General features: G+C 61.5%; 22 protein-coding genes, 4 tRNA genes and 1 pseudogene. 14 read left to right on the top strand and 13 right to left on the bottom strand.

All coding sequences use genetic code 11. The features are described 5' to 3' along the window. The first annotated feature begins 62 nt into the window (after window positions 1-62). Both OSC50_RS15585 and OSC50_RS15580 read left to right on the top strand, forming a co-directional pair. On the top strand, window positions 63-881 hold the full coding sequence (locus tag OSC50_RS15585; protein WP_181079951.1) for a DUF4892 domain-containing protein: 819 nt from the start codon (window positions 63-65) through the stop codon (window positions 879-881). A 75-nt stretch (window positions 882-956) separates the two neighbouring features. Continuing rightward, window positions 957-2,018: an AI-2E family transporter gene (locus OSC50_RS15580; protein WP_181079950.1), complete on the top strand. Its 1,062-nt coding sequence runs from the start codon at window positions 957-959 to the stop codon at window positions 2,016-2,018. On the opposite strand, the gene OSC50_RS15575 is transcribed toward OSC50_RS15580, so the two are convergent. Together OSC50_RS15575 and OSC50_RS15570 are read right to left on the bottom strand one after the other, a co-directional pair. Beyond that, on the bottom strand, window positions 2,015-3,049 hold the full coding sequence (locus OSC50_RS15575; RefSeq protein ID WP_181079949.1) for a sensor histidine kinase: 1,035 nt from the start codon (window positions 3,047-3,049) through the stop codon (window positions 2,015-2,017). The genes OSC50_RS15580 and OSC50_RS15575 overlap by 4 nt on opposite strands. Next, entirely contained in the window at window positions 3,049-3,813 is a 765-nt protein-coding gene (locus tag OSC50_RS15570; RefSeq protein WP_266248667.1) for a response regulator, read from the bottom strand. The genes OSC50_RS15575 and OSC50_RS15570 overlap by 1 nt, the downstream gene beginning before the upstream one ends. Before the next feature lie 259 nt (window positions 3,814-4,072). Between OSC50_RS15570 and pyrF the strand changes: the two genes are divergently transcribed. After that, entirely contained in the window at window positions 4,073-4,771 is a 699-nt protein-coding gene (gene pyrF, locus OSC50_RS15565) for an orotidine-5'-phosphate decarboxylase (protein WP_181079947.1), read from the top strand. An 80-nt stretch (window positions 4,772-4,851) separates the two neighbouring features. Here pyrF and OSC50_RS15560 read toward each other — a convergent pair whose 3' ends face one another. After that, window positions 4,852-5,856, bottom strand: a complete 1,005-nt coding sequence (locus OSC50_RS15560) for an NADP-dependent oxidoreductase (protein ID WP_181079946.1) — start codon at window positions 5,854-5,856, stop codon at window positions 4,852-4,854. A 229-nt stretch (window positions 5,857-6,085) separates the two neighbouring features. Between OSC50_RS15560 and OSC50_RS15555 the strand changes: the two genes are divergently transcribed. The 4 genes and pseudogenes from OSC50_RS15555 to OSC50_RS26245 all read left to right on the top strand — a co-directional run bounded on the left by OSC50_RS15555 (window position 6,086) and on the right by OSC50_RS26245 (window position 10,543). After that, window positions 6,086-6,847: an SDR family oxidoreductase gene (locus OSC50_RS15555; RefSeq protein ID WP_181079945.1), complete on the top strand. Its 762-nt coding sequence runs from the start codon at window positions 6,086-6,088 to the stop codon at window positions 6,845-6,847. A 201-nt stretch (window positions 6,848-7,048) separates the two neighbouring features. Then, window positions 7,049-8,461 (top strand): aminotransferase-like domain-containing protein, encoded by a 1,413-nt coding sequence (locus OSC50_RS15550; protein ID WP_253511644.1) that lies wholly within the window; start codon window positions 7,049-7,051, stop codon window positions 8,459-8,461. An 81-nt stretch (window positions 8,462-8,542) separates the two neighbouring features. Next, a pseudogene (locus OSC50_RS26250) lies at window positions 8,543-9,634 on the top strand (methyl-accepting chemotaxis protein); the annotation flags it as partial. After that, entirely contained in the window at window positions 9,626-10,543 is a 918-nt protein-coding gene (locus tag OSC50_RS26245; RefSeq protein WP_434085309.1) for a methyl-accepting chemotaxis protein, read from the top strand. The pseudogene OSC50_RS26250 and the gene OSC50_RS26245, both read left to right, overlap by 9 nt. A 40-nt stretch (window positions 10,544-10,583) precedes the next feature. Here OSC50_RS26245 and OSC50_RS15540 read toward each other — a convergent pair whose 3' ends face one another. Both OSC50_RS15540 and OSC50_RS15535 read right to left on the bottom strand, forming a co-directional pair. Next, window positions 10,584-11,396 (bottom strand): alpha/beta fold hydrolase, encoded by an 813-nt coding sequence (locus OSC50_RS15540; RefSeq protein ID WP_181079942.1) that lies wholly within the window; start codon window positions 11,394-11,396, stop codon window positions 10,584-10,586. A 117-nt stretch (window positions 11,397-11,513) separates the two neighbouring features. Beyond that, window positions 11,514-12,284, bottom strand: a complete 771-nt coding sequence (locus tag OSC50_RS15535) for a hypothetical protein (protein WP_181079941.1) — start codon at window positions 12,282-12,284, stop codon at window positions 11,514-11,516. A 370-nt stretch (window positions 12,285-12,654) separates the two neighbouring features. Here OSC50_RS15535 and OSC50_RS15530 point away from each other — a divergent pair. From OSC50_RS15530 to OSC50_RS15515, 4 genes are all read left to right on the top strand, one after another. After that, window positions 12,655-12,730 (top strand) — tRNA-Glu (locus OSC50_RS15530). A gap of 2 nt (window positions 12,731-12,732) precedes the next feature. Next, window positions 12,733-12,808, top strand: a tRNA-Gly gene (locus tag OSC50_RS15525). Between the two features lie 104 nt (window positions 12,809-12,912). After that, window positions 12,913-12,988 (top strand) — tRNA-Glu (locus OSC50_RS15520). A 3-nt stretch (window positions 12,989-12,991) separates the two neighbouring features. Then, window positions 12,992-13,067: transfer RNA gene (locus OSC50_RS15515), tRNA-Gly, on the top strand. A gap of 101 nt (window positions 13,068-13,168) precedes the next feature. Here the strand turns inward: OSC50_RS15515 and OSC50_RS15510 are convergent. The 6 genes from OSC50_RS15510 to OSC50_RS15485 form a co-directional block, all read right to left on the bottom strand. Beyond that, on the bottom strand, window positions 13,169-14,908 hold the full coding sequence (locus tag OSC50_RS15510) for a dipeptidase (RefSeq protein ID WP_266248673.1): 1,740 nt from the start codon (window positions 14,906-14,908) through the stop codon (window positions 13,169-13,171). Window positions 14,909-15,003: 95 nt separating this feature from the next. Beyond that, window positions 15,004-16,221, bottom strand: a complete 1,218-nt coding sequence (locus OSC50_RS15505) for a phospholipase D-like domain-containing protein (protein ID WP_266248675.1) — start codon at window positions 16,219-16,221, stop codon at window positions 15,004-15,006. A 54-nt stretch (window positions 16,222-16,275) separates the two neighbouring features. Further along, on the bottom strand, window positions 16,276-16,923 hold the full coding sequence (locus tag OSC50_RS15500; RefSeq protein ID WP_181079938.1) for a MotA/TolQ/ExbB proton channel family protein: 648 nt from the start codon (window positions 16,921-16,923) through the stop codon (window positions 16,276-16,278). 17 nt (window positions 16,924-16,940) lie between these two features. Then, entirely contained in the window at window positions 16,941-19,220 is a 2,280-nt protein-coding gene (locus OSC50_RS15495; protein WP_253511696.1) for a TonB-dependent receptor, read from the bottom strand. A gap of 24 nt (window positions 19,221-19,244) precedes the next feature. Beyond that, complete coding sequence (locus OSC50_RS15490; RefSeq protein ID WP_181079936.1) at window positions 19,245-19,976, bottom strand: energy transducer TonB family protein; 732 nt, start codon at window positions 19,974-19,976, stop codon at window positions 19,245-19,247. Window positions 19,977-19,978: 2 nt separating this feature from the next. Then, on the bottom strand, window positions 19,979-20,386 hold the full coding sequence (locus tag OSC50_RS15485; RefSeq protein WP_181079935.1) for an ExbD/TolR family protein: 408 nt from the start codon (window positions 20,384-20,386) through the stop codon (window positions 19,979-19,981). A 190-nt stretch (window positions 20,387-20,576) separates the two neighbouring features. On the opposite strand from OSC50_RS15485, the gene OSC50_RS15480 reads away from it, so the two are divergent. After that, window positions 20,577-21,131: a GNAT family N-acetyltransferase gene (locus OSC50_RS15480; protein WP_266248679.1), complete on the top strand. Its 555-nt coding sequence runs from the start codon at window positions 20,577-20,579 to the stop codon at window positions 21,129-21,131. Further along, window positions 21,128-22,702, top strand: a complete 1,575-nt coding sequence (locus OSC50_RS15475) for an alkaline phosphatase D family protein (protein ID WP_266248681.1) — start codon at window positions 21,128-21,130, stop codon at window positions 22,700-22,702. The genes OSC50_RS15480 and OSC50_RS15475 overlap by 4 nt, the downstream gene beginning before the upstream one ends. 49 nt (window positions 22,703-22,751) lie before the next feature. Here the strand turns inward: OSC50_RS15475 and OSC50_RS15470 are convergent, their stop codons facing one another. Beyond that, window positions 22,752-23,378: an alanyl-tRNA editing protein gene (locus OSC50_RS15470; RefSeq protein WP_253511705.1), complete on the bottom strand. Its 627-nt coding sequence runs from the start codon at window positions 23,376-23,378 to the stop codon at window positions 22,752-22,754. A gap of 89 nt (window positions 23,379-23,467) precedes the next feature. On the opposite strand from OSC50_RS15470, the gene OSC50_RS15465 reads away from it, so the two are divergent. Beyond that, complete coding sequence (locus tag OSC50_RS15465; RefSeq protein WP_181079931.1) at window positions 23,468-24,400, top strand: LysR family transcriptional regulator; 933 nt, start codon at window positions 23,468-23,470, stop codon at window positions 24,398-24,400. Between the two features lie 27 nt (window positions 24,401-24,427). Here OSC50_RS15465 and OSC50_RS15460 read toward each other — a convergent pair whose 3' ends face one another. Continuing rightward, a complete protein-coding gene (locus OSC50_RS15460) occupies window positions 24,428-24,835 on the bottom strand; it encodes a PA2817 family protein (protein ID WP_266248683.1) in 408 nt (135 codons plus the stop codon). Between the last annotated feature and the right edge of the window lie 65 nt (window positions 24,836-24,900).

Here is a 24,900-nt window from a genome sequence, read left to right as displayed (position 1 = left end):
CGCAATTTCAACACCGAGCTTAAAACCGCGGCAATCTTCAATGGCCAGGGCTTACCTGTCCGATGAGCCTGCGTAACGACTGCATCCGTCTGCTGGGGTTGTGCGCGTTCAGCCCACTGGTGTTCGCCGCCGACGTACCGGGCAGCCAGGACTTGCCCGCCGTGGCCCGCCAGGTCGACGCGCAGATCGTCGATTATCGCCCCGCTGAAGAAAAGGAACGCATCTACCCCCTGGGCGCCATCCGCAAGATCAGCGGCCAGCTGCGTTACGAAGGCCAGGCCATCGCGCGGGGCCGGGCCACTGCCATTACCTATGAATTGCCTCCCGAACACTCCTCCAGTGCGGCCTTCACCGCCACGCGCGAGGCGTTGCAGGCCCAGGGCGCGCAGTTGCTGTTCTGGTGCCAGGCCCGTGACTGCGGTGAAAGCAGCCTATGGGCCAATGAGATCTTCGGCAACGCCAAGCTGGTGGGGGCTGACAGCCAGCAGGAGTACCTGCTGCTGCGCCTGGCCGAGCCACAGGCCAATTCACTGGTGGCCCTGTACGGCATCACCCGTGGTAATCGCCGCGCGTACCTGCATGTGGAGCAACTGGACGCCGGCAACCCGTTGGGCAACCTGCTGCCCACGTCGGCCACCCTGCTGCGCGAGCTGAAAAGCACCGGCGAGCTGGACTTCCCCGCATTGAGCGATGAGCCGGACGATACCTGGCTGACCCTTATTTCCCGTGGCTTGAACCTCGACACCACCCTACGCGTGAGCCTGAGCGGACCGAACGCCGAAGCCTGGCGCCAGGCGCTGGTCGACAAGGGCGTGCGCGCTGCGCGCATGGAGAGCGGCAGCAGTGAAACCAAAGGTCTGCATGTGCATCTGATACGCTGACCGGTACCGGGCGAACGGACCCGCGCCGTTCGCCTAAGCTTTCTTCCTACAGCCTCCTTTTTTCAGAGATACCCCATGCTCAATAACGATCGCCTGCTGGTGCAAATCCTGCTGCTGGTGCTGTTTGGTGCCAGCTTCTGGGTGATGGCGCCGTTCTGGTCGGCGCTGTTCTGGGGCGCGGTGCTGGCGTTCGCCAGTTGGCCTTTGATGGTGTTGTTGACGCGCTGGCTGGGCGGTCGTGAGTCGCTGGCCGCCGCCATTCTGACCTTGGGTTGGATGCTGCTGGTGGCAGTGCCGCTGGTGTGGCTGGGGTTCAATCTGGCGGACCATGTGCGCGATGCCGTGGCGTTGATCAAGGATATCCAGGTCGATGGCTTGCCCGAGGCGCCGACATGGCTGGGTTCGATCCCTTTGGTGGGTGAGCGGCTGGTGGCGATGTGGGACAGCATCGACCAGCAGGGCGCGGCGCTGATGGTCAGCCTCAAGCCGTACCTGGGACAGGTCGGCAACTGGCTGCTGGCACGCAGTGCGCAGATCGGCGGCGGGATTCTGGAGCTGACCTTGAGCCTGGTCTTCGTGTTCTTTTTCTACCGCGACGGGCCGCGCCTGGCGATGTTCGTCCACCGTTTGCTGGAGCGCCTGATCGGTGATCGCGCCGGCTACTACATCGAATTGGTGGCCGGCACGGTGCAGCGTGTGGTCAATGGTGTGATCGGCACCGCTGCCGCCCAGGCGGTGCTCGCGCTTATCGGCTTCCTGATCGCGGGCGTGCCGGGCGCGCTGGTGCTGGGCATCGTGACCTTCCTGCTCAGCCTGATTCCCATGGGCCCGCCGTTGGTATGGATTCCGGCCACGGCCTGGCTGGCGTGGAAGGGCGATTACACCTACGCGGTATTCCTCGGCGTGTGGGGCACGTTCGTCATCAGCGGCGTGGACAACGTGCTCAAGCCTTACCTGATCAGCCGTGGTGGAAACCTGCCGTTGGTGATCGTGCTGCTGGGCGTGTTCGGCGGCTTGATCGCCTTTGGTTTTATCGGCCTGTTCATCGGCCCGACCCTGCTCGCCGTGGCCTACAGCCTGTTGATGGACTGGAGCGCGACCCAGGCACAGGGTCGTCGGGACGACAAGGCGCTTTAAGCCCTGGGCAACCGCATCACTGCGGTCAAGCCGCCGCCGGGTGTTTCCTCCAGGCTCAAGCGGCCGCCCAGGCGTTCCACGGCCTGCTTGGCAATCGTCATGCCCAGGCCGACGCCGCCGGAGTTGCGGTTGCGTGAGCCTTCCAGGCGAAAGAACGGCTCGAACACCGCTTCGCGTTTGTCCGTGGCGATTCCGGGGCCGTGGTCGATGACGCGGATGACCAGCGCTTCACGGCTGTCCTGCAGGTCCACAAGCGCCGTTCCTGCGTAGCGCAGGGCGTTATCGATCAAGTTGTTAAGGCAGGAGCGCAAGGCCATCGGTTGCACTTGAAGCGGCGCGCAGGTGCCGGCAAATTGCACGTCGCAGCCCTGGTCCTGGGCGTTTTCGCTGATCGATTCCACCAGCGCCTGCACGTCCAGCCAGTGCCGGGTTTCGCTGGTGCGTTGTTCGTGCAGATAACTCAAGGTCGCATCAAGCATACCGATCATGTCGTCCAGGTCCTGGCGCATCTGGCCCTGGAGCCGGGTGTCTTCAATCTGCTCCAGGCGCAGCTTGAGGCGAGACAACGGCGTGCGCAGGTCATGGGAAACGGCCCCGAGCATGCGCGCGCGTTGGCTGACCTGCTCGCGGATACGCCGCTGCATCAGGTTGAAGGTCGACGCGGCTTGTTGCGCTTCCAGCGGGCCGGATTCGTCGAGCGGCGGGCTGTCGAGGTCCAGGCTCAAGCGTTCGGCGGCTTCACTCAAGCGCTGGATCGGCCGACTGAGCAGCTTGGCGCCGTACCAGGCGGCGACGATCAGCGAGATGAATTGAAACGTCAGCGGCACCACCGGGCCGCCGAACCAGGAGCGTTTATGCCTGGGCAGCGGTTTCATCGTGCCGTCCGGCTGCTCTACAAAAGTCTCTTCGGGCGGCGGCGGGGGCGGGCCATAGTGGTGGAACCAAAAGAACCCCAGCACGTGGGCCAGCACAATGGCTACCAGCAACACGCCGAACAGCCGACCAAACAGCGTATTGAAGGGGCCGCGCATCAGCCGATGTCCCGCGCGTCGAACAGGTAGCCTTCGCCCCGCACGGTCTTGATCAACTGCGGCGCCTTGGGGTCATCCCCGAGTTTCTGCCGCAGGCGCGAGACCAGCAGGTCGATGCTGCGATCGAATGCCTCTATGGACCGCCCGCGCGCGGCATCCAGCAATTGTTCACGGCTCAGTACCCGGCGCGGACGCTCGATGAATACCCAAAGCAGGCGGAATTCGGCGTTGGACAGCGGCACCACCAACCCGTCGTCGGCCACCAGCTGGCGCAGCACGCTGTTCAGGCGCCAGGTGTCAAAGCGAATATTGGCACGCTGCTCACTGCGGTCGTCGCGCACGCGGCGCAGAATGGTCTGGATGCGCGCCACCAGCTCGCGCGGCTCGAAGGGCTTGGACATGTAGTCGTCGGCTCCCAATTCCAGCCCGATGATGCGGTCCGTGGGTTCGCAGCGCGCGGTCAGCATCAGAATCGGAATATCCGACTCTGCCCGCAGCCAGCGGCACAGCGACAGGCCATCCTCGCCCGGCAGCATCAGATCGAGCACCACCACGTCAAAGGTTTCGGCGTGCATGGCCTGGCGCATCTCGGCACCGTCGTTGACGCCGGTGGCCAGAATACTGAAGCGCGCCAGGTAATCGATCAGCAGTTCACGAATCGGCACATCGTCGTCGACCACCAGCGCGCGGGTGGTCCAGCGCTTGTCATCGGCGTTCGCCGGACCTTTTTGCTCGTCGTTCACAGGGGCGCAAGGGGTTTGCATAATGCGGTCATCTGCCAGGTGGTTGCGGTCAGCATAGGCGCCCAGCCCCATGGCTGGTAGTGCAGGTCGCAGGGTCGTGCGAGCGAGGCTAGCGGCGGGGCGTGTTGGGGGCGTGTCTTGAATGTATCGACTTTGAAATATATGCCCCGAATGCCCGTCAGAGCACGCTTGGTCAGTATTTACCGATCATCGGATCCCGCAATGGCGTCGCTTGCGCTACAATCCGCGCCGATTTCGACTTGCCTGAGAGCCTATTCCAATGTCCGCCTGCCAGACTCCTATCATCGTCGCCCTGGATTACCCCACCCGTGACGCCGCACTGAAGCTGGCTGACCAGTTGGACCCAAAGCTTTGCCGGGTCAAGGTCGGCAAGGAATTGTTCACCAGTTGCGCTGCGGAAATCGTCGGCACCCTGCGTGACAAAGGCTTCGAGGTGTTCCTGGACCTGAAATTCCACGATATCCCCAACACTACCGCCATGGCGGTCAAGGCTGCGGCTGAAATGGGCGTGTGGATGGTCAACGTGCATTGCTCCGGCGGCCTGCGCATGATGAGCGCGTGCCGTGAAGTGCTGGAACAGCGCAGCGGCCCCAAACCGCTGCTGATCGGTGTGACCGTGCTGACCAGCATGGAGCGCGAGGACCTGGCCGCGATCGGCCTGGACATCGAGCCTCAGGAGCAGGTGTTGCGCCTGGCGGCCCTGGCGCAGAAGGCCGGCCTCGACGGCCTGGTGTGCTCGGCGCTGGAGGCCCAGGCGTTGAAGGCCGCGCACCCGTCCCTGCAACTGGTTACACCCGGCATCCGCCCGGCGGGCAGTGCCCAGGACGACCAGCGCCGCATCCTGACCCCGCGTCAGGCACTGGACGCCGGTTCCGACTACCTGGTGATCGGCCGTCCGATCAGCCAGGCGGCGGATCCGGCCAAGGCGCTGGCGGCAGTGGTTGCCGAGATCGCCTGATCACGCCGAGCGCGAGTCACTGACGAGAACGCCTGCATCCTGAACCAACGGGATGCAGGCGTTTTTTTTGGCCAGTGCGCTTAGACCTTCAGCACCAACTTGCCGAAGTTCTCACCGTTGAACAGCTTCATCAGTGTTTCCGGGAACGTCTCCAGCCCCTCGACGATATCTTCCTTGCTCTTGAGCTTGCCCTGCGCCATCCAGGCGGCCATTTCCTGCCCGGCGGCGGCGAAGTGCGCGGCGTGATCCATCACCACAAAGCCTTCCATTCGCGCGCGATTGACCAACAGTGACAAGTAGTTGGCCGGGCCTTTGACCGCTTCCTTGTTGTTGTACTGGCTGATTGCGCCGCAGATCACCACGCGAGCCTTCAACGCCAGGCGGCTGAGCACCGCGTCGAGAATGTCGCCGCCGACGTTATCGAAATACACATCCACGCCCTTGGGGCACTCGCGCTTGAGGGCGGCGGGTACGTCTTCGTGTTTGTAGTCGATGGCCGCATCGAAACCCAGCTCATTCACCAGGAAAGCGCACTTGTCGGCGCCACCGGCGATGCCCACCACCCGGCAGCCTTTGAGCTTGGCGATCTGGCCGGCGATGCTGCCCACGGCACCGGCGGCCCCGGAGATCACCACGGTCTCGCCGGCCTTTGGCGCGCCGGTCTCCAGCAGGGCGAAGTAGGCGGTCATGCCGGTCATGCCCAGGGCGGACAGGTAGCGCGGCAACGGCGCCACTGTCGGGTCGACCTTATAAAAACCACGCGGCTCGCCGAGGAAGTAATCCTGCACACCCAGGGCACCGTTTACGTAATCGCCGACGGCAAATTTCGGATGGTTCGACGCAATCACTTTGCCTACGCCCAGTGCGCGCATCACTTCGCCGATGCCGACCGGGGGGATGTAGGACTTGCCTTCATTCATCCAGCCGCGCATGGCCGGGTCGAGGGACAGGTATTCGTTATGCACCAGCACCTGGCCGTCCTGGGGCGTGCCCACCGGGACTTCCTGATAAGTGAAGGTATCCCGCGTGGCGGCGCCGACCGGGCGTTTGGCAAGCAGGAATTGGCGGTTGGTCTGGGCGGTCATGGCTGGGACTCTTTGGAAAGGAAGCCTCAGTGATAGACCTTGAATGGCCGGTGGGCAAGCGCAGCGAAGTGTGCGAATGCTCCTCGATAGGCTGTATTGATGGTGGATACCCAGGCTTTATCACTGCGGTTCATACAGCGCCAACCGGCCTTTTGATAGTGCTGACGCAGGCTGCGCAACCTTGGCTAGACTCGAGCCACGCTTAAATCCTCCAGAAGGACACCCCTGCATGAGCATGACGTTTTCCGGCCAGGTCGCCTTGGTCACCGGCGCCGCCGCGGGTATCGGCCGCGCCACCGCCCTGGCGTTCGCCGCCGAAGGTTTGAAAGTCGTGGTGGCCGACCTGGACGTGGTGGGCGGCGAGGAGACCGTCTCGCTGATCCGCCAGGCCGGTGGCGAAGCATTGTTCGTGCGCTGCAACGTGACCGTGGAAGCCGAGGTGCAGCAGTTGATGGCGCAGACGCTGGCGGCCTATGGGCGTCTGGACTACGCGTTCAATAACGCCGGTATCGAAATCGAAAAGGGCAAGCTCGCCGACGGCAGCCTGGAGGAGTTCGACGCCATCATGGGCGTTAACGTCAAAGGCGTATGGCTGTGCATGAAGCACCAGTTGCCGCTGCTGCTGGCCCAGGGTGGCGGTGCCATCGTCAACACCGCGTCGGTGGCGGGCTTGGGGGCGGCGCCGAAGATGAGCATTTATGCCGCGTCTAAACATGCGGTGATCGGCCTGACCAAGTCGGCTGCCATCGAGTACGCGAAGAAGAAAATCCGCGTGAATGCCGTTTGCCCGGCGGTGATCGATACCGATATGTTCCGACGCGCCTATGAGGCCGACCCGCGCAAGGCCGATTATGCTGCAGCAATGCACCCGGTGGGGCGTATCGGCAAGGTCGAGGAAATCGCCAGCGCGGTGCTCTACTTGTGCAGCGATGGGGCGGCATTCACCACCGGCCAAGCATTGGCGGTGGACGGAGGCGCGACCGCCATCTAAGACCGCATGCCGCGCACGGTTCGAAAACGTCTGGGGCGCTGTGGGGCTTTTCCAGAGCTGGCACAACGCCGTGTGCGAATGTGTATCACAAGGTAAATTATCCAATAAAATCAATACTTTAATAAATCTTAGCGGCCGGCCATCACCTGCTTCTGTGCTTAACTCGTTGAGTTGAAAACAAACAGTTGAAGTGAGTGGCTCATGGATTTAGGGATCGATCGACAAGCCCTTGTACCGGTGGTGCAGCAAATCGTCACGGCCGTGGCTCAATGGATTCGTAACAACCAGGTCAGCCCCGGGACACGCTTGCCGTCCGTTCGGCAGTTGGCCCTGGATAACCTGCTCAGCCAGTCCAATGTGATCGAAGCCTTCGAGCGCATGGTCGCTCAAGGCGTGCTGGCGCATCGGCAAGGCGCGGGATTCGTGGTGGCACAACCACCGGTCACCACTGAATGCCAATGGTATGAAGGCGCCGAGCTGACGTGGGGCGCGTTTGCCGACAACCCGTTGGGTGAATTGAAGCTGGGCTGCGGTTGGCTGCCGGATGCCTGGCATGAAAGCGATGACATCAGCTACGCGATTCGTGAAGTGACCCGCACCGACACCGCCGGCCTGTTCAACTACAGCACGCCCCTGGGCCTGCCTGCGCTGCGTGAGCAATTGCTCAGGCGCCTGACCCGGATTCACATCGCCACTCGCGTCGATTGCATCCTGACCACTGCCGGCGCCAGCCATGCCCAGGACCTGCTGATACGCGTGCTGCTCAAGGCCGGTGACAGTGTCGTGGTGGAAACGCCCGGGTACGGCAACCTCTACCGACAACTGGCCTTCCACGGCGTGCAACTGCTCGAAGTTCCGCGCACCCCAGGCGGGCCGGATATCGCGGCGCTAGAAGCCCTATTGCAGCATCACCGGCCCAAGTGCCTGTTCGTCCACAGCCTGTATCACAACCCCACCGGCTCCAGCCTGTGCCGTGCGGTGGCCGAGCGCTTACTGGAACTGGCCCGCCGCGAGAACTTTCTGATCATTGAAGAGGACGTCTTCGGCGACTTGCAGCACCCCAGCTGCACGCGACTGGCGGCCTTGCCCCACGAGGGGCGGGTGATTTACGTCGCGAGTTTTTCCAAGACCTTGAGCAGCGCCTTGCGCGTGGGCTACCTGTGCGCGAGTGCGACGCTTGTCACCCAACTGGCCAGCCTCAAGACCTTGACGGGCTTGGGCACTTCGCGGTTTGCCGAAGCGGTGGTGGGCACTCTGCTGGCCAATGGCACGTACCGCAAATGGGTGCAGCGCCTGCGCAAGCGTCTGAGCATGGAGATGGCCGCCACACTGCAGGTGCTCGAAGACGAAGAGTGGGAGGTGTTCGCGGTGCCCGCCGGCGGCATGTTCCTGTGGGCGCGGCCCGGTGCGGCGGACCACTCGCGGCTGCAGGCGTGCGCGCGTCGGCTCGGCGTGTTGCTCTCGCCTGGGGCACTGTTCAACCCCACGGGCGAATACAGTGAGTGGCTGCGCATCAATGTGGCCTATGCTGCTGATCAGCGGGCGCTGGCGTTGCTGCGCGCCATGGGGCCCGCCAGATCGACCTCGACGGTTCTGAAAACGACGGGTTTGTAGCTTTTTGCCATTATTGCGGCGTCAGTGACTTGTGTTCAGGCCTCAGTCGTTGCGACTCTCGCTTCCAGTCAACCGGGCTTGATGGCATCTGCCATTGCAAGAGGATCACGTGCAATGATTTCGGGCGTGCAACGACGTTTCGCCAACCTGGGCATGGCGAAAAAGCTAGGCTTGGGTTTCATCCTGGTACTGCTGCTGACGGCGGTGGTGGCGGCCATTGGCGTGTGGTCGCTGCAAACCATCGGGCAACGTTTCGAGGGGCTGAAGGCTATGTCTTCGCTCAACAGCGGTTTGCTCAAGGTGCGCTTGATCGAACAGGACTACGCCTTGCATGCCGACCCCAAAGCGGTCGACGCGTTGCATGAGGCCGTGGATGCGCTGGCCGCTCAGGCAACCAGCCTTAAAGCTCAATCCGCCGCCAACGTGCCGGCCATGACCGACGTCGAGCAGGCACTGGCGGCGTATCGCAAGGCGTTTGACGAATTTGTCGAGCTGACCCAGGCCAAGGACCTGGCGCTGGAAATGGCGAGTTGGTCGGTGTCCAGCGTCGCCAATAACCTGGATGTGCTGCAGGCCGGCCTGGCCGATGACGGCGCTTATGGGCTCAAGGAAAGCCAGGGCAAGGAGGGCGCCGAATTCATCGAGCAGGCGGGGCAGGTCAGCCAGGTGTCGCGCCTGATGCTGCAAGCCATGAACGAAGCCCATGTGCGCCTGGACCAGAGTCGTAAAGTCGACGAAGACAACACCGAGCAAGGCAAGATCGAGCAGGCCGATCAGGCACTGGCCCAGGCCGAGCAATTGAAGGCTTCGGTCAAGGACCCGGGTTACCAGACCGTACTCGGCGAAGTCTCGGGGCATATCGCCGCCTTCACTGAAAAACTTGGCGAGTACACCGGCCTGCTGGCTCAGGAAAAGACGGTCTACAAGCAACTGCATGATCGTGCGGAGCAAGTGGTCAGTCGGGTCGACCAGGCCTATGGTGCCGAGGACGTGTCGATGCAGGCGCAGTTGAAGAAAAGCGCGCTGCTGATCATCGGCTCGTCGGCCTTGGCGTTGCTGGTGGGGTTGGTGGCCGCCTGGGTGATTACCCGCTTGATCGTGGCGCCTCTGCGCAGCGCGATCGCGGTGGCACAGCGCATCGCCGACGGCGATTTGAGCGGTCGAATGGAGGTCGACCGCCGCGATGAAATCGGCCAACTGATGCAGGCCATGCAACAGATGAGCAGTGGGTTGAGCCACATGGTCAGTGGGCTGCAGGCTGGTATCGAACAATTGGCCAGCTCCGCGCATTCGTTGTCCAGCGTTACCGAACAGACCAACGTCGAGGTCAGCAGCCAGAAGGAAGAGACCGAGCAGGTTGCCACGGCGATGAACCAGATGACCGCTACCGTGCATGATGTGGCACGCAACGCCGAAGAGGCAGCGCAGGCTGCCCAGACCGCTGATGAAAAAGTCGACAGTGGACAGCAGGTGGTGCGCCAGAGTTTGCAGCGCATCGAATTACTGGCCACCTCCAGCACCGGGGCCAGCGCCAGCATCGAAAGCCTGAGTGCAGAGATCCAGCACATCGGCACAGTGTTGAGTGTGATCAAAAGTGTGGCCGAGCAGACCAACCTGCTGGCGTTGAACGCCGCCATCGAGGCCGCGCGCGCGGGCGAACAGGGCCGGGGGTTCGCGGTGGTGGCCGACGAAGTACGGGCGCTGGCCAAGCGTACACAGCAATCGACGGAAGAGATCGAGCGGCTGGTCAGCACCTTGCGCAGCGCCGCGCAGGCATCGGTGCAGCAGATTCAACACAGTGGCGAGTTGGTGAAGCTGGCGGTCAGCGATGCGTTGGAAACCGAAAGCGCCCTGGGCAGCATCGCGGTGGCGGTGTCGCTGATCCAGCAGATGAACCAGCAGATCGCCGCCGCCGCCGAGCAGCAGAGCTCGGTGGCCGAAGAGATCAACCGCAGTGTCACCAGCATTCGTGCGAGTGCCGATCAATCGGCGTTGAGCATGCAGGGTAACGCCGTGTCGAGCATCCAGTTGGCGCGGTTGGGCGCCGAACTCAAGGGGATGGTCGGGCACTTTCGGCTTTGATCGCGGCCACGGCCACGGCCACGATCAAAGCCAAGGGCACTCAGGCGTGGTTGGCGAGGAAGGTCAGCAGCGCTTCGTTGACGAACTCCGGGTTTTCCCGCGAAGAGATATGCCCGGCGTGCGGAATCAGGATCACGCTGCAACCGATCAGATCGGCCATTTCTTCAGACTCCGCCGGGGCGCGCGGCGTGTCCTGCTCACCACACATGACCAGCGTGGTGTCACTGTCCAGCTGCGGTAACTGGCTGAGAATATCCTCGCGACTGAAGATCGCTCGACCCAGCGGCACGATGCTGTCCAGCAGGCGCTCCCTGGGAAACGTTTGCAGCGACTCGCGAAAATTGCGGTACAGCGCTGATTCGCGATCGATACCCGGACGGAAGAAGATCGGTGCGATTACATCCAGCAACGGCTCGGGAATGGCGCCGGCTTCTTCGATCATCTTGAACAACGAGAAATAGTATTGGCGCGTGGCCTCGGGCTCGGCGCCCAGGTAGGTGTCCATCAGCACCAGGCTGTTGACGCGCTCAGGGGCCAGCAATGCCAGGCGCGCGCCCCACATGCCGCCGACCGACAGGCCCGCCAGGTTGACGCGTGGGATGTCCAGGTGGTCCAGCAGTGCCAAGCCCTGGCGCGCGAGGTCGTCGAGGGAATGGGTTTGAGAGGGCAATGGCCCGGAATCGCCATGGCCCCATAGCTCGGGCACGATCACGCGGTACTGTTGCGACAGGGCTTCGATCTGCGGCGCCCACATGTCGAGGCTCCACAGGTAACTGGACCCCAGCAGGACGACGGGCCCCGAGCCCTGGTCGAGATAATGCAGCGCTTGTCCATCAATCACGGCAACAGGCATAGCAGGCCTCTAACTTCGTGGAGTGAGGGGCACTTTTTTACGCGAGTCAGGGGTGCAGGGATAGATGCAAAGTGATGGCATCTGGCGAACAGGCGTTCGCCAGGCGGGGAGGGGACATCAGTCGTAGATGACTTTCTTTTTCCACTCGGCATCGGCGTCGACCACTTTCAAGCCTTCGGTCAATTCATTGACCTCGTCTTCGGCGGGCTTGCTATTGGTCAGCACGGTGGAGTTGGCGCGGGCCAGCTGCGATTCCAGCATCTGCAGCTGTGCGCTGTAGAACGCCGGTTCCGGCTGTTTGCGCAGGTACTGCACGCCACGCTCGAAGGCCAGGCGCGCCTGGCCCGGCTGGCCTTGCTGCAGGGCATGCTGGCCGAGGTTATTGAAGAATTCGATGTGCAGCAGCACCAGAATGTGGCGGATTTCCCTGATCCAGTGCTTGGCTTCACTGGCCGGCAGGTAGCCGTCCTGAGCGGCGCGAGTGACCTGGCCGTGCAGGGCCTCGAGCAGGAAGCGGACATCCTTGGCCTTGGCTTCGGTCTGGATCGGCGCGGGTGGGTTATTGACCGGAATGGATTCGCCCTGGGCTACCAGTGCACTCAACTCGGCGATGCGTGCCTTGAGCGCTGCATTGGTTTTGTTGAGGTTCAACAAGCGCTGGTTGACGTTGAGTTCCAGGCGGGTGAGCAGCAGTTTGAGCGCCGGATTCATCAGCTGGCCAGGGAACGTCTCAGTGATCTCACCGCAACGACGCAGACGATCATTGAGTTCGATCTCGACGCGCTTCTTTTCCAGCTTGTTGTTTTCCACCACGTGGTTCATATAGCCAATGGCGATCAGTATTGCGATCCCGGCTATTACCAGCAGGGTGATCATGAGTGGTGTCACCGGTGTGACCTCTTTATAGGGTTTACAGTGGAGTGTAGTGACTGGACCTTGCGGCGGATAGGTCTTATCGACCAGTTGTCGCCTCGTTCCCTGGATGAGTGCTTCCTATATAGATGGATGCTCGCCGCATGGATGCACATTGCCATCATTTGTTCAGGTGAACTATAGCGTTTTGTCGAACGCCAGAATATAGGCGTCAAGGCACGGACGCGCCAAATCCCCTCGCGGGGCGCTAAAGGGGGGCGAAGTCATTGATTTAAATAAATTTATGCTTGGGGGTTGACGACCTTTCAATCCATCCATAGAATGCGCGCCACTTACAGCGTAAAGCACACAGCGATACGCGGTAGGGAGTGAATGTTGTACGTGTGTCCCCTTCGTCTAGTGGCCTAGGACACCGCCCTTTCACGGCGGTAACAGGGGTTCGAGTCCCCTAGGGGACGCCAATGCGGGAATAGCTCAGTTGGTAGAGCACGACCTTGCCAAGGTCGGGGTCGCGAGTTCGAGTCTCGTTTCCCGCTCCAATTTTTAAGCAGTGTTGCCCTCGGGTGGCACTGAGTGAAACCAGGACCCATCTTCGGATGCGGCCTCTGGGCACTGGAACACACACCATGTGTTTCAGTAGCGTGTCCCCTTCGTCTAGTGGCCTAGGACACCGCCCTTTCACGGCGGTAACAGGGGTTCGAGTCCCCTAGGGGACGCCATTTGCGGGAATAGCTCAGTTGGTAGAGCACGACCTTGCCAAGGTCGGGGTCGCGAGTTCGAGTCTCGTTTCCCGCTCCATATTCAACAAAAACGCCGATCAGCGATGATCGGCGTTTTTGTGTGCGCTTGATTTTTACTCAGTCTGAAAAGCCCGCCAATACACGGCGGGCTTTTTGCTGTCAGAGCTTAGGCAATTGTCCGACGCGGCCCATCATTTCGGTCACGATCTGCAAGTCCAGCAAGAACTGATCGACCGTCTTGAATTCGTTGTCGGTGTGCCCTGTGTATTTAACTTCCGGACGCGCCAGGCCGAATTGCACGCCGTTGGGCAACTCATGCACCGAGGTCGCACCGGCCGACGTGCCGAATTTGTGCTCCATGCCCAGGTTTTCAGTGGCGACCGCCAGCAGCGCTTTCACCCATTCGCCTTCCGGGTTGCGGTACATCGGCTCGGCAATCGAATAAGTGAAATCCACCGCGACGTTACTGTTCTTGTCCCACGCGCTCAGTTTGTCGGCGATTTGTTTTTTCAGCGTTTCTGGTGCCTTGCCCTTCGGCACGCGCAGGTTCACCGCCAGTTTGAAGGCTTTTTCGTCCTGGCCGACAAACGTCAGCGAGGTAGTCAACGGACCCATAAAGTCGTCTGCGAAGCCGACGCCCAATTTGCCGCCCAAGTAATCCAGGCCCCAATTGTCGGACGCATAGTGCGCAGCATCGGTGATGTGGTTGTGCTTGAGGGCAATCTTGCCGTCGACGCTGTGGATCAGCTCCAGCATGCGCGCCACCGGGTTGACGCCCGACTCCGGCTCGGACGAGTGCGCCGACACGCCGGTGACGGTCAGTTTCACATCCTTGCCCTCGACCTTGGCGGCCACCTCGAAGTCGCCGCCGTTGCGCTTGGCATACTCCGCGCCGGCTTTCTGCAGGCTCGCCGCCAGTTCGGCAGGCTGGTCGGTGACCAGCGTGGCAACCGACGCCGACGGAATCTGGTTGGTGGCCATGCCGCCGGTCATCGCGATGATTTCCGCGCCGTTGCCTTCGCCTTTGCGACGCGGGAAAGACGCCATGACCGTGCCGTAGCCTTTCTCGGCAATCACCACCGGGTAACCGCCATCCAGCGCCAGGTTGTACTGCGGGGTCGGGTTGTGTTCGAAGTAATACGGGATGGCGTCGCCGGAGGTCTCCTCGGTGGTGTCCACCAACAGTTTAAAGTGGCGTGCCAGCGGCAGCTTCTCTTCCTTGATCACCTTCATGGCATACATCGCCACCACAATGCCGTTCTTATCATCCTCGGTGCCGCGGCCATACATGCGGTCGCCGATCAGCGTGACTTTGAACGGGTCGAGCTTGGTGCCATCTTTGAGCACCCAATTTTCCGGAGTCACCGGCACCACGTCGGCGTGGGCATGGATGCCGACTACTTCATCGCCGCTGCCTTCCAAAGAAATTTCGTATACGCGGTTGTCGACGTTACGGAAATTCAGATTGAAGGCTTTGGCGAGGGCCTGGATCTTATCGGCGATTTTGAGGAATTCCGGGTTCTTGTACTGCGGCACACCGTCGACGTTGAACGTTGGGATTTCCACCAGCTCGCGCAGCGTCTCCAGCGCGGCCTTGCCGTATTTGACCCTGGTGTAAATACCCAGCAAACGGTTGATTTCGTTCTGCTGGTCGGCACTCAGGGTTTTGTTGGAGAGAAAGGCGTTGATTGCCGGGCCTACATCGGCGGTTTTACCCACATCGCCCTTGGCCAGGGTGGCGAGGAAACCGCGGAAATCGCTGGCCGGCGTTTCGCCGAATTGCTTGAGAATCGCCGTGCTTTGCTCAGCGGTGATGTTCGCGAAAGCGGGTGTGGTAACGGCCGTAAGGCTGGCCGCGAACAGACTGGCAGCCACGATTTGCTTGAGTGGAAAGTGCATGGAAAGTCGCATTCCTTTGCAGGTAGTGAGTAGGAAGTTTCTGATCAATGTGTCAGAAACATTTCCACACACTACCACCACTCAGGTGCTGCCGGTCAATGCTGGCCAGGATGCGGCTCGGGGTATTCATCGGTAGCGTTGAGGGCTCTGGCATAGGGTCCGTCCCACAATTGCCGGTGCAAATCCCCTACGCGGCTGGCCATCGCTTCGTTGCGCATCACCACCTCCAGGTTGCGCGAATTATCCAGATAGCCGCCCAGCCAATTGCTGGTGCCCACCCACGCGACCTGCCCATCGATCTCCAGGGTCTTGCTGTGGATCACCCGTGCATAGGGGATAAATCCTTCTTTGGCCTGGGGCAGTGTGACGATTTTGACCTTCACATTGGGCAGCACTGCCAGGCTTTTCAGATAGGGCAGTTCCAGCGCGTCGGTGTTCCAGTCGGACACCATCAGCTTGATCGCCACGCCACGCGCTGCGGCGGCGCGCAGGGCGTTGTCGATGACTGCGTAATAGGGGCGCGTGTTGTCCGGCCCGTAGGACAGCGGTGCGTAGTCGAGCAATTGCACGCGTATCTCTTTTTTCGCCTCCGCCAGCAGACGCGGCAGTTCCAGTTGGGAGTCACCCACTCCGGGCGGGTTGTAACGTTGCGGGCTGGCAACCAGGTAGTTACCCGTACGCGCCGGCAGCTGGCCGGTCGCCGGCAGGGGCACCGTCCGGTGTTCGGCCAGTGCCTGCTGGGCTTGCCAATCCTGTTCGAAAATCGCCTGTACCTGGCCCACCACCGTGGCATCGCTGATGCGCAAGCCCGTTTCATGGATATGTTCCAGGGAGCGCCAGTCGAAATTCTGGCTGCCGACAAACGCTTGTTGACCGTCCACGATCATGTACTTGGCGTGGATGATGCCGCCACTCACTTGCGCGTAAGGCAGTACGCGGAACGTCAGGTTGGGGATGGCGCGCAAGCGCTGCAGTGTGGCGGCGTCCGACAAACGCAGGCCCTTTTCTTCCAGCAGAAAACGTATTTTCACACCGCGTTTGCCGGCTGCTTCCAGGCGTTCGATCACGCGATCCATCACGGAGCCCGGATGATCGGCGGCATAGAACTGGCCGATATCGATGCGGCTCCTGGCACCGTCGAACAGTTCGATCCACACCGGCCCGGGCTCGCGCAGATCGTCGGTGCCCAGGGTGGTGTCCACCGGCACGGTGTGCACCAGTTCGAAGCCCGGAATCGAAAAGTCCGCCTGGGCCAGCGGACTGATCAGTACGCCGGCCAGGCCCATGATGCGCAATTTCAAGAAAACAGACATTCAGGACCTCTGTGGCAAAAGAACGGCGGGCGCATCAAGCGCCCGCCGGGAACCTCAGGCCGTGCGGGTGTGCAACGGCGCCGTTACCAGGTGCGGTGCTTCGTTCTGCACGCGGGCGCCGGTGGCGGCGCGGATCAACAGGATTTTCAGTTGGTCGTTGATGCGTTCCAGGCTGTCCTGGAAGAAGTTGTGGAACACCACGCAGAACAGCGCAATGGCGATCCCCAAACCTGTCGCGAACAGGGCCGTGCCGATGCCGCCGGAAATCTGCCCCGGGTCCGACACACCCGCCGTGGCCAACGCCTTGAAGGTGTCGATGATACCGAGGATGGTACCCAGCAACCCCAGCAGCGGCGCGGCGGTGGTGATGGTTTCGATAATCCACAGGCTGCGGGCCAGGGGCGCGCGGGTGCTTAAATATTGGGTTTCGATCACATCGTCCAGGTCTTTGCGCGAGCCGTGGGAGGCTTTTTGCGCCAGCACCGGCAGCACCATGTTCAGGGGCAGGCTGGGGCGACGGGTCAACGCCTGGGGCAGGTCGCGTTCGCTGTGCACTTGAGCGCCCAGCACTTGGTTCAACGCGCGCGCCTGGCGCCGCACATAGGCGAAGTAGATGCCGCGTTCGATGGTGATGAAGATGGCTATCGCCATCGCGGCGTACATCACATAGAAGGTGATGTCGTGGAGCAGATTCATGTCCATGTTCGCTTACCTCGCAATTAGAAATTGGCTTCCAGGGAGACCGTCACGGTGCGTTCCAGGCCCACGATGTAGGCCGGGTCTCCGTCACGGAAACCGCTGTAGCTGGCGGCGTTGGTCTTGGTGGTGTAGACGCCGTCCAGGTACTTCTTGTCGAACAGGTTGTCGACGTTCAGGCGCAGGGTTGCGTCCTTCACCACTTTCTTGTCCACCGGCAGGTAGATGCCGGCACCGGCGTTGAACACGGTACGGCCGGAGATGGCTTCGTCGTTGGTCAGGTCGCCGTAGAGCTTGCTGGTGTATTTGCCGCCGAAGGTGCCGTAGTAGCGGCCATCGTCATAACCAATGTTGGCCGCCAGCATGTTCTTCGGCACGTTGGCGAACTGCTTGCCGCTGGTGGGCAGCAGGATGGCTGTGCCGGCGTTATAGACGGTGAGATCGTCCTGTTGCTCGGCCTTGGTGTAGGTGTAGGAGGTGTAGTAGTTGAAGTGGTTCGGCAGCAGGCCGCTCCATTCTAGTTCCAGGCCACTGTTGTTGACGGAGCCGGCGTTGATGTCGGCGAAGTCGCCGTTGATGTCCTTGGACGAGACCTGGCGATCCTTGAACTGCATATAAAACAGCGTGGCGGCCACGGTCATGTCTTCATCGGTGTAGCGCCAGCCCAATTCGTGGTTCCAGCTGGTTTCCGGCTTGGCGTCGATCGAACCGGCGCCTTTGTCATACAGCACGTAGTTCTGCGGAATGCGCATGTTGCGCGAGAGGCTGTAGAACAGCTGGTCACGCTCATCCCACTGGTATTTGAGGCCGGCGTTGGGCAGCAGTTTGTTATACGTCTGGCTGCGTTTTTCCGCCTGCTCGGTAAGGCTGCCGTGGTTGGTGCCGTCACGCTTGACGTTCATGTAGGCCAGGCCGGCCACCAGGGTCCAGTCCGGGTTGATGTACCAAGTGTCCTGGGCCCAGACCTTCTGCGCCGGGGTCACGGTGAATCGGTCGCGACCCTGCACGGTGTTGCCGTTGGCATCCACCACGGCGTCGCCGTCCGGCCAGGTGTCGCTGGGTTTGCCGCTGTTTTTCAGGGCAATGAACGGCTGGGTCTGGCTCTGGCGTGCGCGCTCGTACCAGTAACCGAATTGCAGGCTGTGTTCTTCCAGGTCCCAGTTCAGTTTGGTGGTGATGCCCGGACGCCAGGTCTGCGTACGCGAAGGGCGGTAGTAGACGCCGGTGGTGGACGAACCGTCGGCGTTGTACTGGGCGGCGGTAGGTAAGTTGCTCAGGTCGAACACACCGCCCACGTTGGAGCCGCGGTTGAGTGCATAACTGGATGAGCCGACGCCGCTGCCGTTGCCCCAGTAGTAGTACGGGATCACCGACAGGGCGAGGTTGTCGGCCAGTTTGAATTGGGTGTTGAGCACGCCGGTAAAGGTCTGGAATGGGTTCTGCGCCAGCGCGTAATAGCTGTTGACCTTGCCATTGCTGCCCACGGCCGGCGTGGCGGGGTAGGGGTCGAACTTGCGACCGTTCTGCTGGAACTGGCTCTTGGTCAACTGGCTGTAACTGTTGTTGTCCTGCTCGTGGTACTTGAGGATCAGGTTGGCGGTGTTGCCTTCGCCGGCGTCGAAAAAGCTGTTCCACTCCACCTTGTCCGCGCGCACGGCGCCGGAGCCACGCCACATGTCGCCCTCGGTATGCGAGGCCGACAGCCAGTTGCTCAGGCCGTTGACTTCGCCGGTGTTCAGTCGCGCGAAAGTCTTGCGGGTGGCGTTGCTGCCGATGATCTGTTTGACGAACGCGCCGGTTTCCTTGGACGGGCGAATGGTCACGATGCCGATATTACCCCCGCTGGAACCGATGTGCGGACCGTCCGCTTCCGCCGAACCCTGGGTGACGAAGATCTGCTCGATGTTTTCCGGATCGCCCAGCAGGTTGGAATACAGCGCGTAGTTGCCTGAGTCGTTGATCGGCATGCCGTCCACCGACATGCCCACCTGGTCGGAGTTGAGCCCGCGCATGGTGAAGCGAAAGCCCGACAGACCGGTGGCGTCTTCGCTGGAGATGTTCAGGCCCGGGGTGTATTTGAGCTTGTCCACGGCGTTACCGGTGGCGGTCTGTTTATCCAGCGCTTCCTTGGTCACCGTGGAGCGGCCCTTGATGCTTTCTTCCTGCACCATATAGCCGCCGCCCGCCGTGGCCTTGCCTTGCACGCCGATGGTACCGACGTCGCTGTCGCGGGTGTCGGCCATGACCATGCCATGTCCCATGCTTGCGGCAACGAGTGCCAGATGAATCCGTGTGAACCTCATCAGTGTCGTCCTGGTGTCGGGTGCTTATTGCACGCTGTAGTTGAAGGTGGCGGTGAAGCGCTGCTCATTGCGGCCCCCGAAGGCTTGCTCGGGGAACGGCTTGACTTGCTTGATACGCCGCAAGCTGTTGGTGGCGGCCCGGTTGAGCAACATGCTCGACGCCTGGGTCTGCAGGCCGGAATCCAGAACACGGCCCTGGCGATCCACCAGCAGCCAGACCACTACCTCGCCGCTGGGGCGTTCGAGAGACGCCTGGCGGCCGGTGGGGTACTGCTTGTACGTGTCCAGCTCGTTGCGCAGGCCCTTGAGATAGCCACCCTCCAAGGCTTGGCCGTCGACTTTCGGCGGCGCGGGTGGTGCCGGTGCAGCTGCCGCGGGGGCGGTTACCGCTGGCGCCGGTTTGGCGGCGGCAACCGGGGGCGGAGCAGGCGCGGCTTTCGCCACTACCGGTTTGGGCAGCGGTTTGGGCTTGGGCTTGGGTTCGGGTTTTGGCAACGGTTTAGGCGGTGGAGGCGGGGGCGCCGGCTCGGCGTCCGCTTCCTCGATCACCGGCGGTGGCGGCTCAGCCACCGGTTCCGGGATCACTGGCGGCTCGGGCTCCGGTTCGGGTTCGACCAGGGCGAGCTCGACTGCCGACTCGTCATACACCGGCTCGACCTTCAAGGTCTGGGACTGAATACCCAGGGCAATCAGCACCAGGGCGATCACGGCCGGGACACTGCCCAGCAGTTGGCGCGCACGAAACAGAACGTACATAGTCAGGACTTACGCGTGGCAATGGACACGGAGGTGAAGCCACCCAGGCGCAGGGTGTCCATCACCTCCACCAGGCGCGCGACGTCCACGCCCTTGTCACTGTTAACGATGATGGTCGACTTCGCGTCGGGCTTTTGCGCAGCTTTCAACGCCGGCACCAGGGCATCCACCGCAATGGCCTTGCCGTCGAGTTGCAACTGACCTTCCAGGCCCAGGGTCAGGATGAATTTATTCTGCGGCTTGAGCTGCTGCGAGCTACTGGCGCTGGGGAGTTGAGTCTTCATACCGAGGGCCGGAATCACGTTCAGACTCACGAGTACGAAAAACACCAGGAGGAACATCATCACGTCGATCATCGGGATCAATTCGATGTGCGCCTTGCGTTTTTTCGGTTCGTCCCAGGTTCTCATTCCCTTACCCCGTTATTGAATTAGGGGCGACACGCTAACAAGCAAAAATGACCGAACGGTTAACTTTAATTGACGTTTTGACGGCTCTAGGACGCGTCTTACAGAAGACTTACCGGTCATTTTCAGAGCTTCACAGAATTGAAATACAAGCTGCGCATTCTCAGAAAATTTACATCGAGGGCCTCTGGGAATGAGTAACCAATTGCCACACCTGTCGACCCCGCGCTTACTGTTGCGTGTGCTGAAACCGCACCAGGCCGAGCGGTTGTGCGAGCTGGCCAACGGGCCGAACATCGCCGAGAACACGGCGAGTATGCCGTCGCCCTATACGCTGCAAACCGCGCAGGAATTTATCGAGGGGATGCAGGAAAAATTTCGCGCTACGGGGTTGCTGAGCCTGGGCATGCATCGGCGCGACGACGATGGGTTGATCGGCGTCGTCAGTCTGCGCATCAACACGGCCCACGGGTATGGGCACTTGGGCGGCTGGGTAGCGGCGTCTGAGCGTAACCAAGGGTTTGCGGCTGAGGCTGCCAGCGCGTTGATGGCGTATGGCTTCGAGGCATTGGGACTGCACCGCGTGGGCAGTCAGTGCTTCAGCCGTAATAAAGAATCGGCGCGGGTCATGGAGAACATCGGCCTGTGCTACGAGGGGTGCCTGCGCGGCGCGTTTCTCAAGAACGGTGTGCATGAAGACATGCTGGTGTTCGCCACGTTGCGCGCTGACTGGGAGGCCAGGGTATGAGTGGCTCGGTCGATCACGGCCGACGTCGGGTGCTGGCCGGGCTCGCGGTTGCTACTACATTTTCGATCCTCAGCCCGTATACACGAAGCGCCGGGGTGGATTATCCGTTTACCCTCGGGGTGGCCTCGGGTGACCCGCTGCCGGATGGCTTTGTGATCTGGACGCGGCTGGCCCCGTTGTTCAATGCTGTGGACGGCCGTGGAGGATTGAGCCGCGCGGTACCGGTACGTTGGCGAGTGGCCAGCGATGTCGGGATGACGCGCATTGTGCGGCAAGGCAAGGTCATGACCAGCGAACGGTTTGCGCATTCGGTGCATGTGGAGGTCGCCGGGCTGCAGGCGGGGCGACCGTACTGGTATCAGTTCGAAGGGCTGGGGGCGCAAAGCCCGGTTGGGCAGGCGCGGACCGCCCCGCCGGTGCAGGCAATGACGTCGGCGCGTGTGGGATTTGTCTCGTGCTCCCATTGGGAGCGTGGCTATTTCAGTGCGTATCGCCACTTGGCCGCCGAGCAGCCGGACCTGGTGTTTTTCCTGGGCGACTATATCTACGACAGTTCCTACGCGCCGGACTCTGGCAAGGTGTTTCGCGCCCATGGCAGCGGTAATGCGGTAAGCCTCAGTGATTATCGCAACCGCTACGCGTTGTACAAAACCGACCCTGACCTGCAGGCCTTGCACGCCGCCGCGCCCAGCGTCGCCACCTGGGACGATCACGAGGTGCAGAACGACTACGCCAACCGTTGGTCCCAGGACCCGAAGATTGCGCTGGAGCAATTTCTGCAGCAGCGGGCGGCGGCCTACCAGGCGTATTACGAACATATGCCATTGCGTACCAGCAGCCTGCCCAGGGGCGCCGACATGCGCATCTACCGGCGCCTGGACTACGGGAGACTGGCACGTTTCCATGTGCTCGATGGCCGGCAATACCGCTCCGAGCAGCCCTGTGTGCTGGCCAATGGCAGTCATCAGGGCCGGGTAATGACCAATCCGTGCAGCGACTTGCGCGATCCCGGTCGCACAATGCTGGGTTGGCAGCAAGAGGCGTGGCTGGATCAGGGCTTTGCCCAATCCCGGGCGCAGTGGAACGTGATTGCCCAGGATCTGCTGGTGGCCCCCTTGATCCAGCGCGACCTGACTAACCACAAGCCGGGGCGCTGGACCGATGGTTGGGACGGTTACATGGCCAACCGCTCAAGGATGCTGGCGTCTATCCAGCGCCACCGCGTGAACAATCCGGTGTTTTGGGGCGGTGATATCCATTCGTTCTGGGCCAACGACCTGCACGTCGATGGCAACGACCCGGATTCGCCGGTGGTTGCCACCGAATTCGTCGGCACCTCGGTGACGTCCGATGGCCCGCCGTACGAGGCGTTCAGCAAGATCCTGCCTATGAACCCTCATGTGAAATTTTTCGACAGTCGCCAGCGCGGCTACGTTTCGGTGGAGGTCCAGGAGCGGCAGATGCTCACGCACCTGCGCGTGATCAGCGACCCGCGCGATCCGGCGGCAACGGTGTCGACCCTCAAATCGTTCGCGGTGGAACCGGGGCGGGCAGGGGCGATTGCGGTTTGAAGGGTGTGACGCAAGAGCGCCGCTTGAGGCGGCATGTGCAGCACGCGCGTTAATCCAGGGTGTAACGTACTGACAGCGCGCCCTTTTTCTCGGACAGGGCGAGGATCTTCACTTGGCCCAATTCGCTCAATGTCTGCACATGCGTGCCGCCGCAGGCGTAGGCGGGCAGGTCGCCGAAGCCGACTTCGCGGGTGCCGTTGTCCACGACCATATGACGGGGATAGTCGGCGGCGATCCACTCGCTGAGTTGCTGTTGAATCGCTTCGGCCTGCATGGCTTGCGCCGCTTCGCCCCGGATAAACGTCACTTTGCCTTCGCCCGGCCAGTGGTGGGCTTTGATCGGCATCCAACCCAGGGTTTCGCCGACGTTGCCGATCAGGTGACCGGCCGAATGCAGACGCGTGTGCAGGGCGCGGCGCTGTTCATCGACCTTTGCGGTGATTGGACCCGTCTCCACAGGGCGGTCGACATAATGCACCACGCGCCCGGCCTCCTGGGTGACACGCAGCACGTGGCTTTCGCCGAGCCAGCCGGTGTCGAACGGCTGTCCGCCGCCTTGGGGATGGAAGAGGGTCGATTGCAGGATCACCGCGAAGTGATTTTCGTGGGGCGTGCAGCTCAACACTTCAAGCTCGGCGCTCAGGTGGTCGTGGGTAAAAAACAGGCGTTCGGTCATCATCTGCATCCGCATCAAGGTTCTGCTGACAGTATAAATACCGCAGGAATGGGTGATAATCCGTTCAATTATCAATGGACCTGTGCGTCATGAGCATTAATCTTCCGTTGCCCCTGTTGGGTGAAATGGCGATGTTCGTCAAAGTGGTAGAGGCCGGCAGCTTTTCCGAAGCGGCACGCCAACTGAGCGTTTCGCCCTCGGCGGTGAGCCGAAGTATTTCGCGCCTTGAACAGGCACTGGCGACCCGCCTGCTGCAACGCACTACGCGCAAGCTGCGCCTGAGCGAAGGCGGTGAAGAAGTATTCAAGCGCTGCCAGGAGATGGTCAACGCGGCGCGCTCGGTGATGGAGATCAGTGGCCAGTTCACCCATGAGGCCGAAGGGCTGGTGCGGGTCAGCGTACCCAAGGCGGTGGGTCGGTTTGTCGTGCATCCGCACATGCCGGAATTTTTGCGACGCTATCCCCAGGTAGATGTGCAACTGATCCTTGAGGATCGGCATGTGGACCTGATCGATGACAACGTCGACCTGAGTATCCGCATTACCGACAGCCCGCCGCCGGGGCTGGTGGGCCGGCAGTTGTTGCCGATAGAACATTTGCTCTGTGCGACACCGCAGTATCTGGCCGAGCACGGTACGCCGGGCCATCCCCATGATCTGGCGGCGCATAGCTGCATTTATCTGGGGGAAACCCCTGCTGACTCACGCTGGAAATTTCGCCGGGGCACCAAGGCCGTGACCGTTGCGGTGCGCGGGCGCTATGCGGCGAACCACACCGGCGTGCGTCTGGATGCGGTGTTGCAGCATGTGGGTATTGGCAGCCTGCCGTATTTCACGGCGCGCCATGCCTTGGAGGAGGGGCATCTGGTGCAGGTGTTGCCGGGGTGGGATTTTATTGCGTCGTACCACGGCGAGGCGTGGCTGCTGCATTCGCCGACGCGCTATTTGCCACCCAAACTGCGGGTATTTATTGATTATCTGGTGGCGTGCATGGCCAAGGAGCCGACCCTGAAAAAACGTTAGGAGCGAGCGGGCTCGCTCCTGGAAAGGTCAGTGCTTGCTTTGGTCTTCCGGCATGGCCAGCAGTTGTTTTTCCTGGTTCCAATCGAACGGCTCATCGTTCTGCTCGGCTTCGTAGCGACGTTCTTCCAGCGCTTGGTAGAGGTCCAGTTCTTCGTCGGGCATGAAGTGCAGGCAATCGCCGCCGAAGAACCACAGCAGGTCGCGCGGTACGAGGTGGGCAATTTGCGGGTAACGCAGGATGACCTGACTCATCAGGTCCTGGCCCAGGTACTGGCTTTCGATCGGGTCGATGGGCAGCAGGGCGCGCAATTCGTCGAAGCGCTCCAGGAACAGGGCGTGACTTTCCTCGGGCACTTGTTCGGCTTCGCCGACAGCAACCAGGATGCTGCGCAGGTGGTCGAGCAAGACAAGATGATCGGCAACGACGTTGGACACGAGATAAGTCCTCAAAGCAAAAACGGGCGCGAGAGTATATAGCTCATGCGCCCGTAATTATATGA

The organism is Pseudomonas quebecensis (genome assembly GCF_026410085.1).
GTDB lineage: Bacteria > Pseudomonadota > Gammaproteobacteria > Pseudomonadales > Pseudomonadaceae > Aquipseudomonas > Aquipseudomonas quebecensis.
This window is presented reverse-complemented; position numbering and strand designations above follow the sequence as displayed.

Excerpts from the sequence above, each read along its gene's own strand:
- OSC50_RS15585 (WP_181079951.1), top strand. The coding sequence starts at position 63 with ATGAGCCTGCGTAACGACTGCATCCGTCTGCTGGGGTTGTGCGCGTTC.
- OSC50_RS15580 (WP_181079950.1), top strand. The coding sequence starts at position 957 with ATGCTCAATAACGATCGCCTGCTGGTGCAAATCCTGCTGCTGGTGCTG.
- OSC50_RS15575 (WP_181079949.1), bottom strand. The coding sequence starts at position 3,049 with ATGCGCGGCCCCTTCAATACGCTGTTTGGTCGGCTGTTCGGCGTGTTG.
- OSC50_RS15570 (WP_266248667.1), bottom strand. The coding sequence starts at position 3,813 with ATGCAAACCCCTTGCGCCCCTGTGAACGACGAGCAAAAAGGTCCGGCG.
- pyrF (WP_181079947.1), top strand. The coding sequence starts at position 4,073 with ATGTCCGCCTGCCAGACTCCTATCATCGTCGCCCTGGATTACCCCACC.
- OSC50_RS15560 (WP_181079946.1), bottom strand. The coding sequence starts at position 5,856 with ATGACCGCCCAGACCAACCGCCAATTCCTGCTTGCCAAACGCCCGGTC.
- OSC50_RS15555 (WP_181079945.1), top strand. The coding sequence starts at position 6,086 with ATGAGCATGACGTTTTCCGGCCAGGTCGCCTTGGTCACCGGCGCCGCC.
- OSC50_RS15550 (WP_253511644.1), top strand. The coding sequence starts at position 7,049 with ATGGATTTAGGGATCGATCGACAAGCCCTTGTACCGGTGGTGCAGCAA.
- OSC50_RS26245 (WP_434085309.1), top strand. The coding sequence starts at position 9,626 with ATGGAGGTCGACCGCCGCGATGAAATCGGCCAACTGATGCAGGCCATG.
- OSC50_RS15540 (WP_181079942.1), bottom strand. The coding sequence starts at position 11,396 with ATGCCTGTTGCCGTGATTGATGGACAAGCGCTGCATTATCTCGACCAG.
- OSC50_RS15510 (WP_266248673.1), bottom strand. The coding sequence starts at position 14,908 with ATGCACTTTCCACTCAAGCAAATCGTGGCTGCCAGTCTGTTCGCGGCC.
- OSC50_RS15505 (WP_266248675.1), bottom strand. The coding sequence starts at position 16,221 with ATGTCTGTTTTCTTGAAATTGCGCATCATGGGCCTGGCCGGCGTACTG.
- OSC50_RS15500 (WP_181079938.1), bottom strand. The coding sequence starts at position 16,923 with ATGGACATGAATCTGCTCCACGACATCACCTTCTATGTGATGTACGCC.
- OSC50_RS15495 (WP_253511696.1), bottom strand. The coding sequence starts at position 19,220 with ATGAGGTTCACACGGATTCATCTGGCACTCGTTGCCGCAAGCATGGGA.
- OSC50_RS15490 (WP_181079936.1), bottom strand. The coding sequence starts at position 19,976 with ATGTACGTTCTGTTTCGTGCGCGCCAACTGCTGGGCAGTGTCCCGGCC.
- OSC50_RS15485 (WP_181079935.1), bottom strand. The coding sequence starts at position 20,386 with ATGAGAACCTGGGACGAACCGAAAAAACGCAAGGCGCACATCGAATTG.
- OSC50_RS15480 (WP_266248679.1), top strand. The coding sequence starts at position 20,577 with ATGAGTAACCAATTGCCACACCTGTCGACCCCGCGCTTACTGTTGCGT.
- OSC50_RS15475 (WP_266248681.1), top strand. The coding sequence starts at position 21,128 with ATGAGTGGCTCGGTCGATCACGGCCGACGTCGGGTGCTGGCCGGGCTC.
- OSC50_RS15470 (WP_253511705.1), bottom strand. The coding sequence starts at position 23,378 with ATGACCGAACGCCTGTTTTTTACCCACGACCACCTGAGCGCCGAGCTT.
- OSC50_RS15465 (WP_181079931.1), top strand. The coding sequence starts at position 23,468 with ATGAGCATTAATCTTCCGTTGCCCCTGTTGGGTGAAATGGCGATGTTC.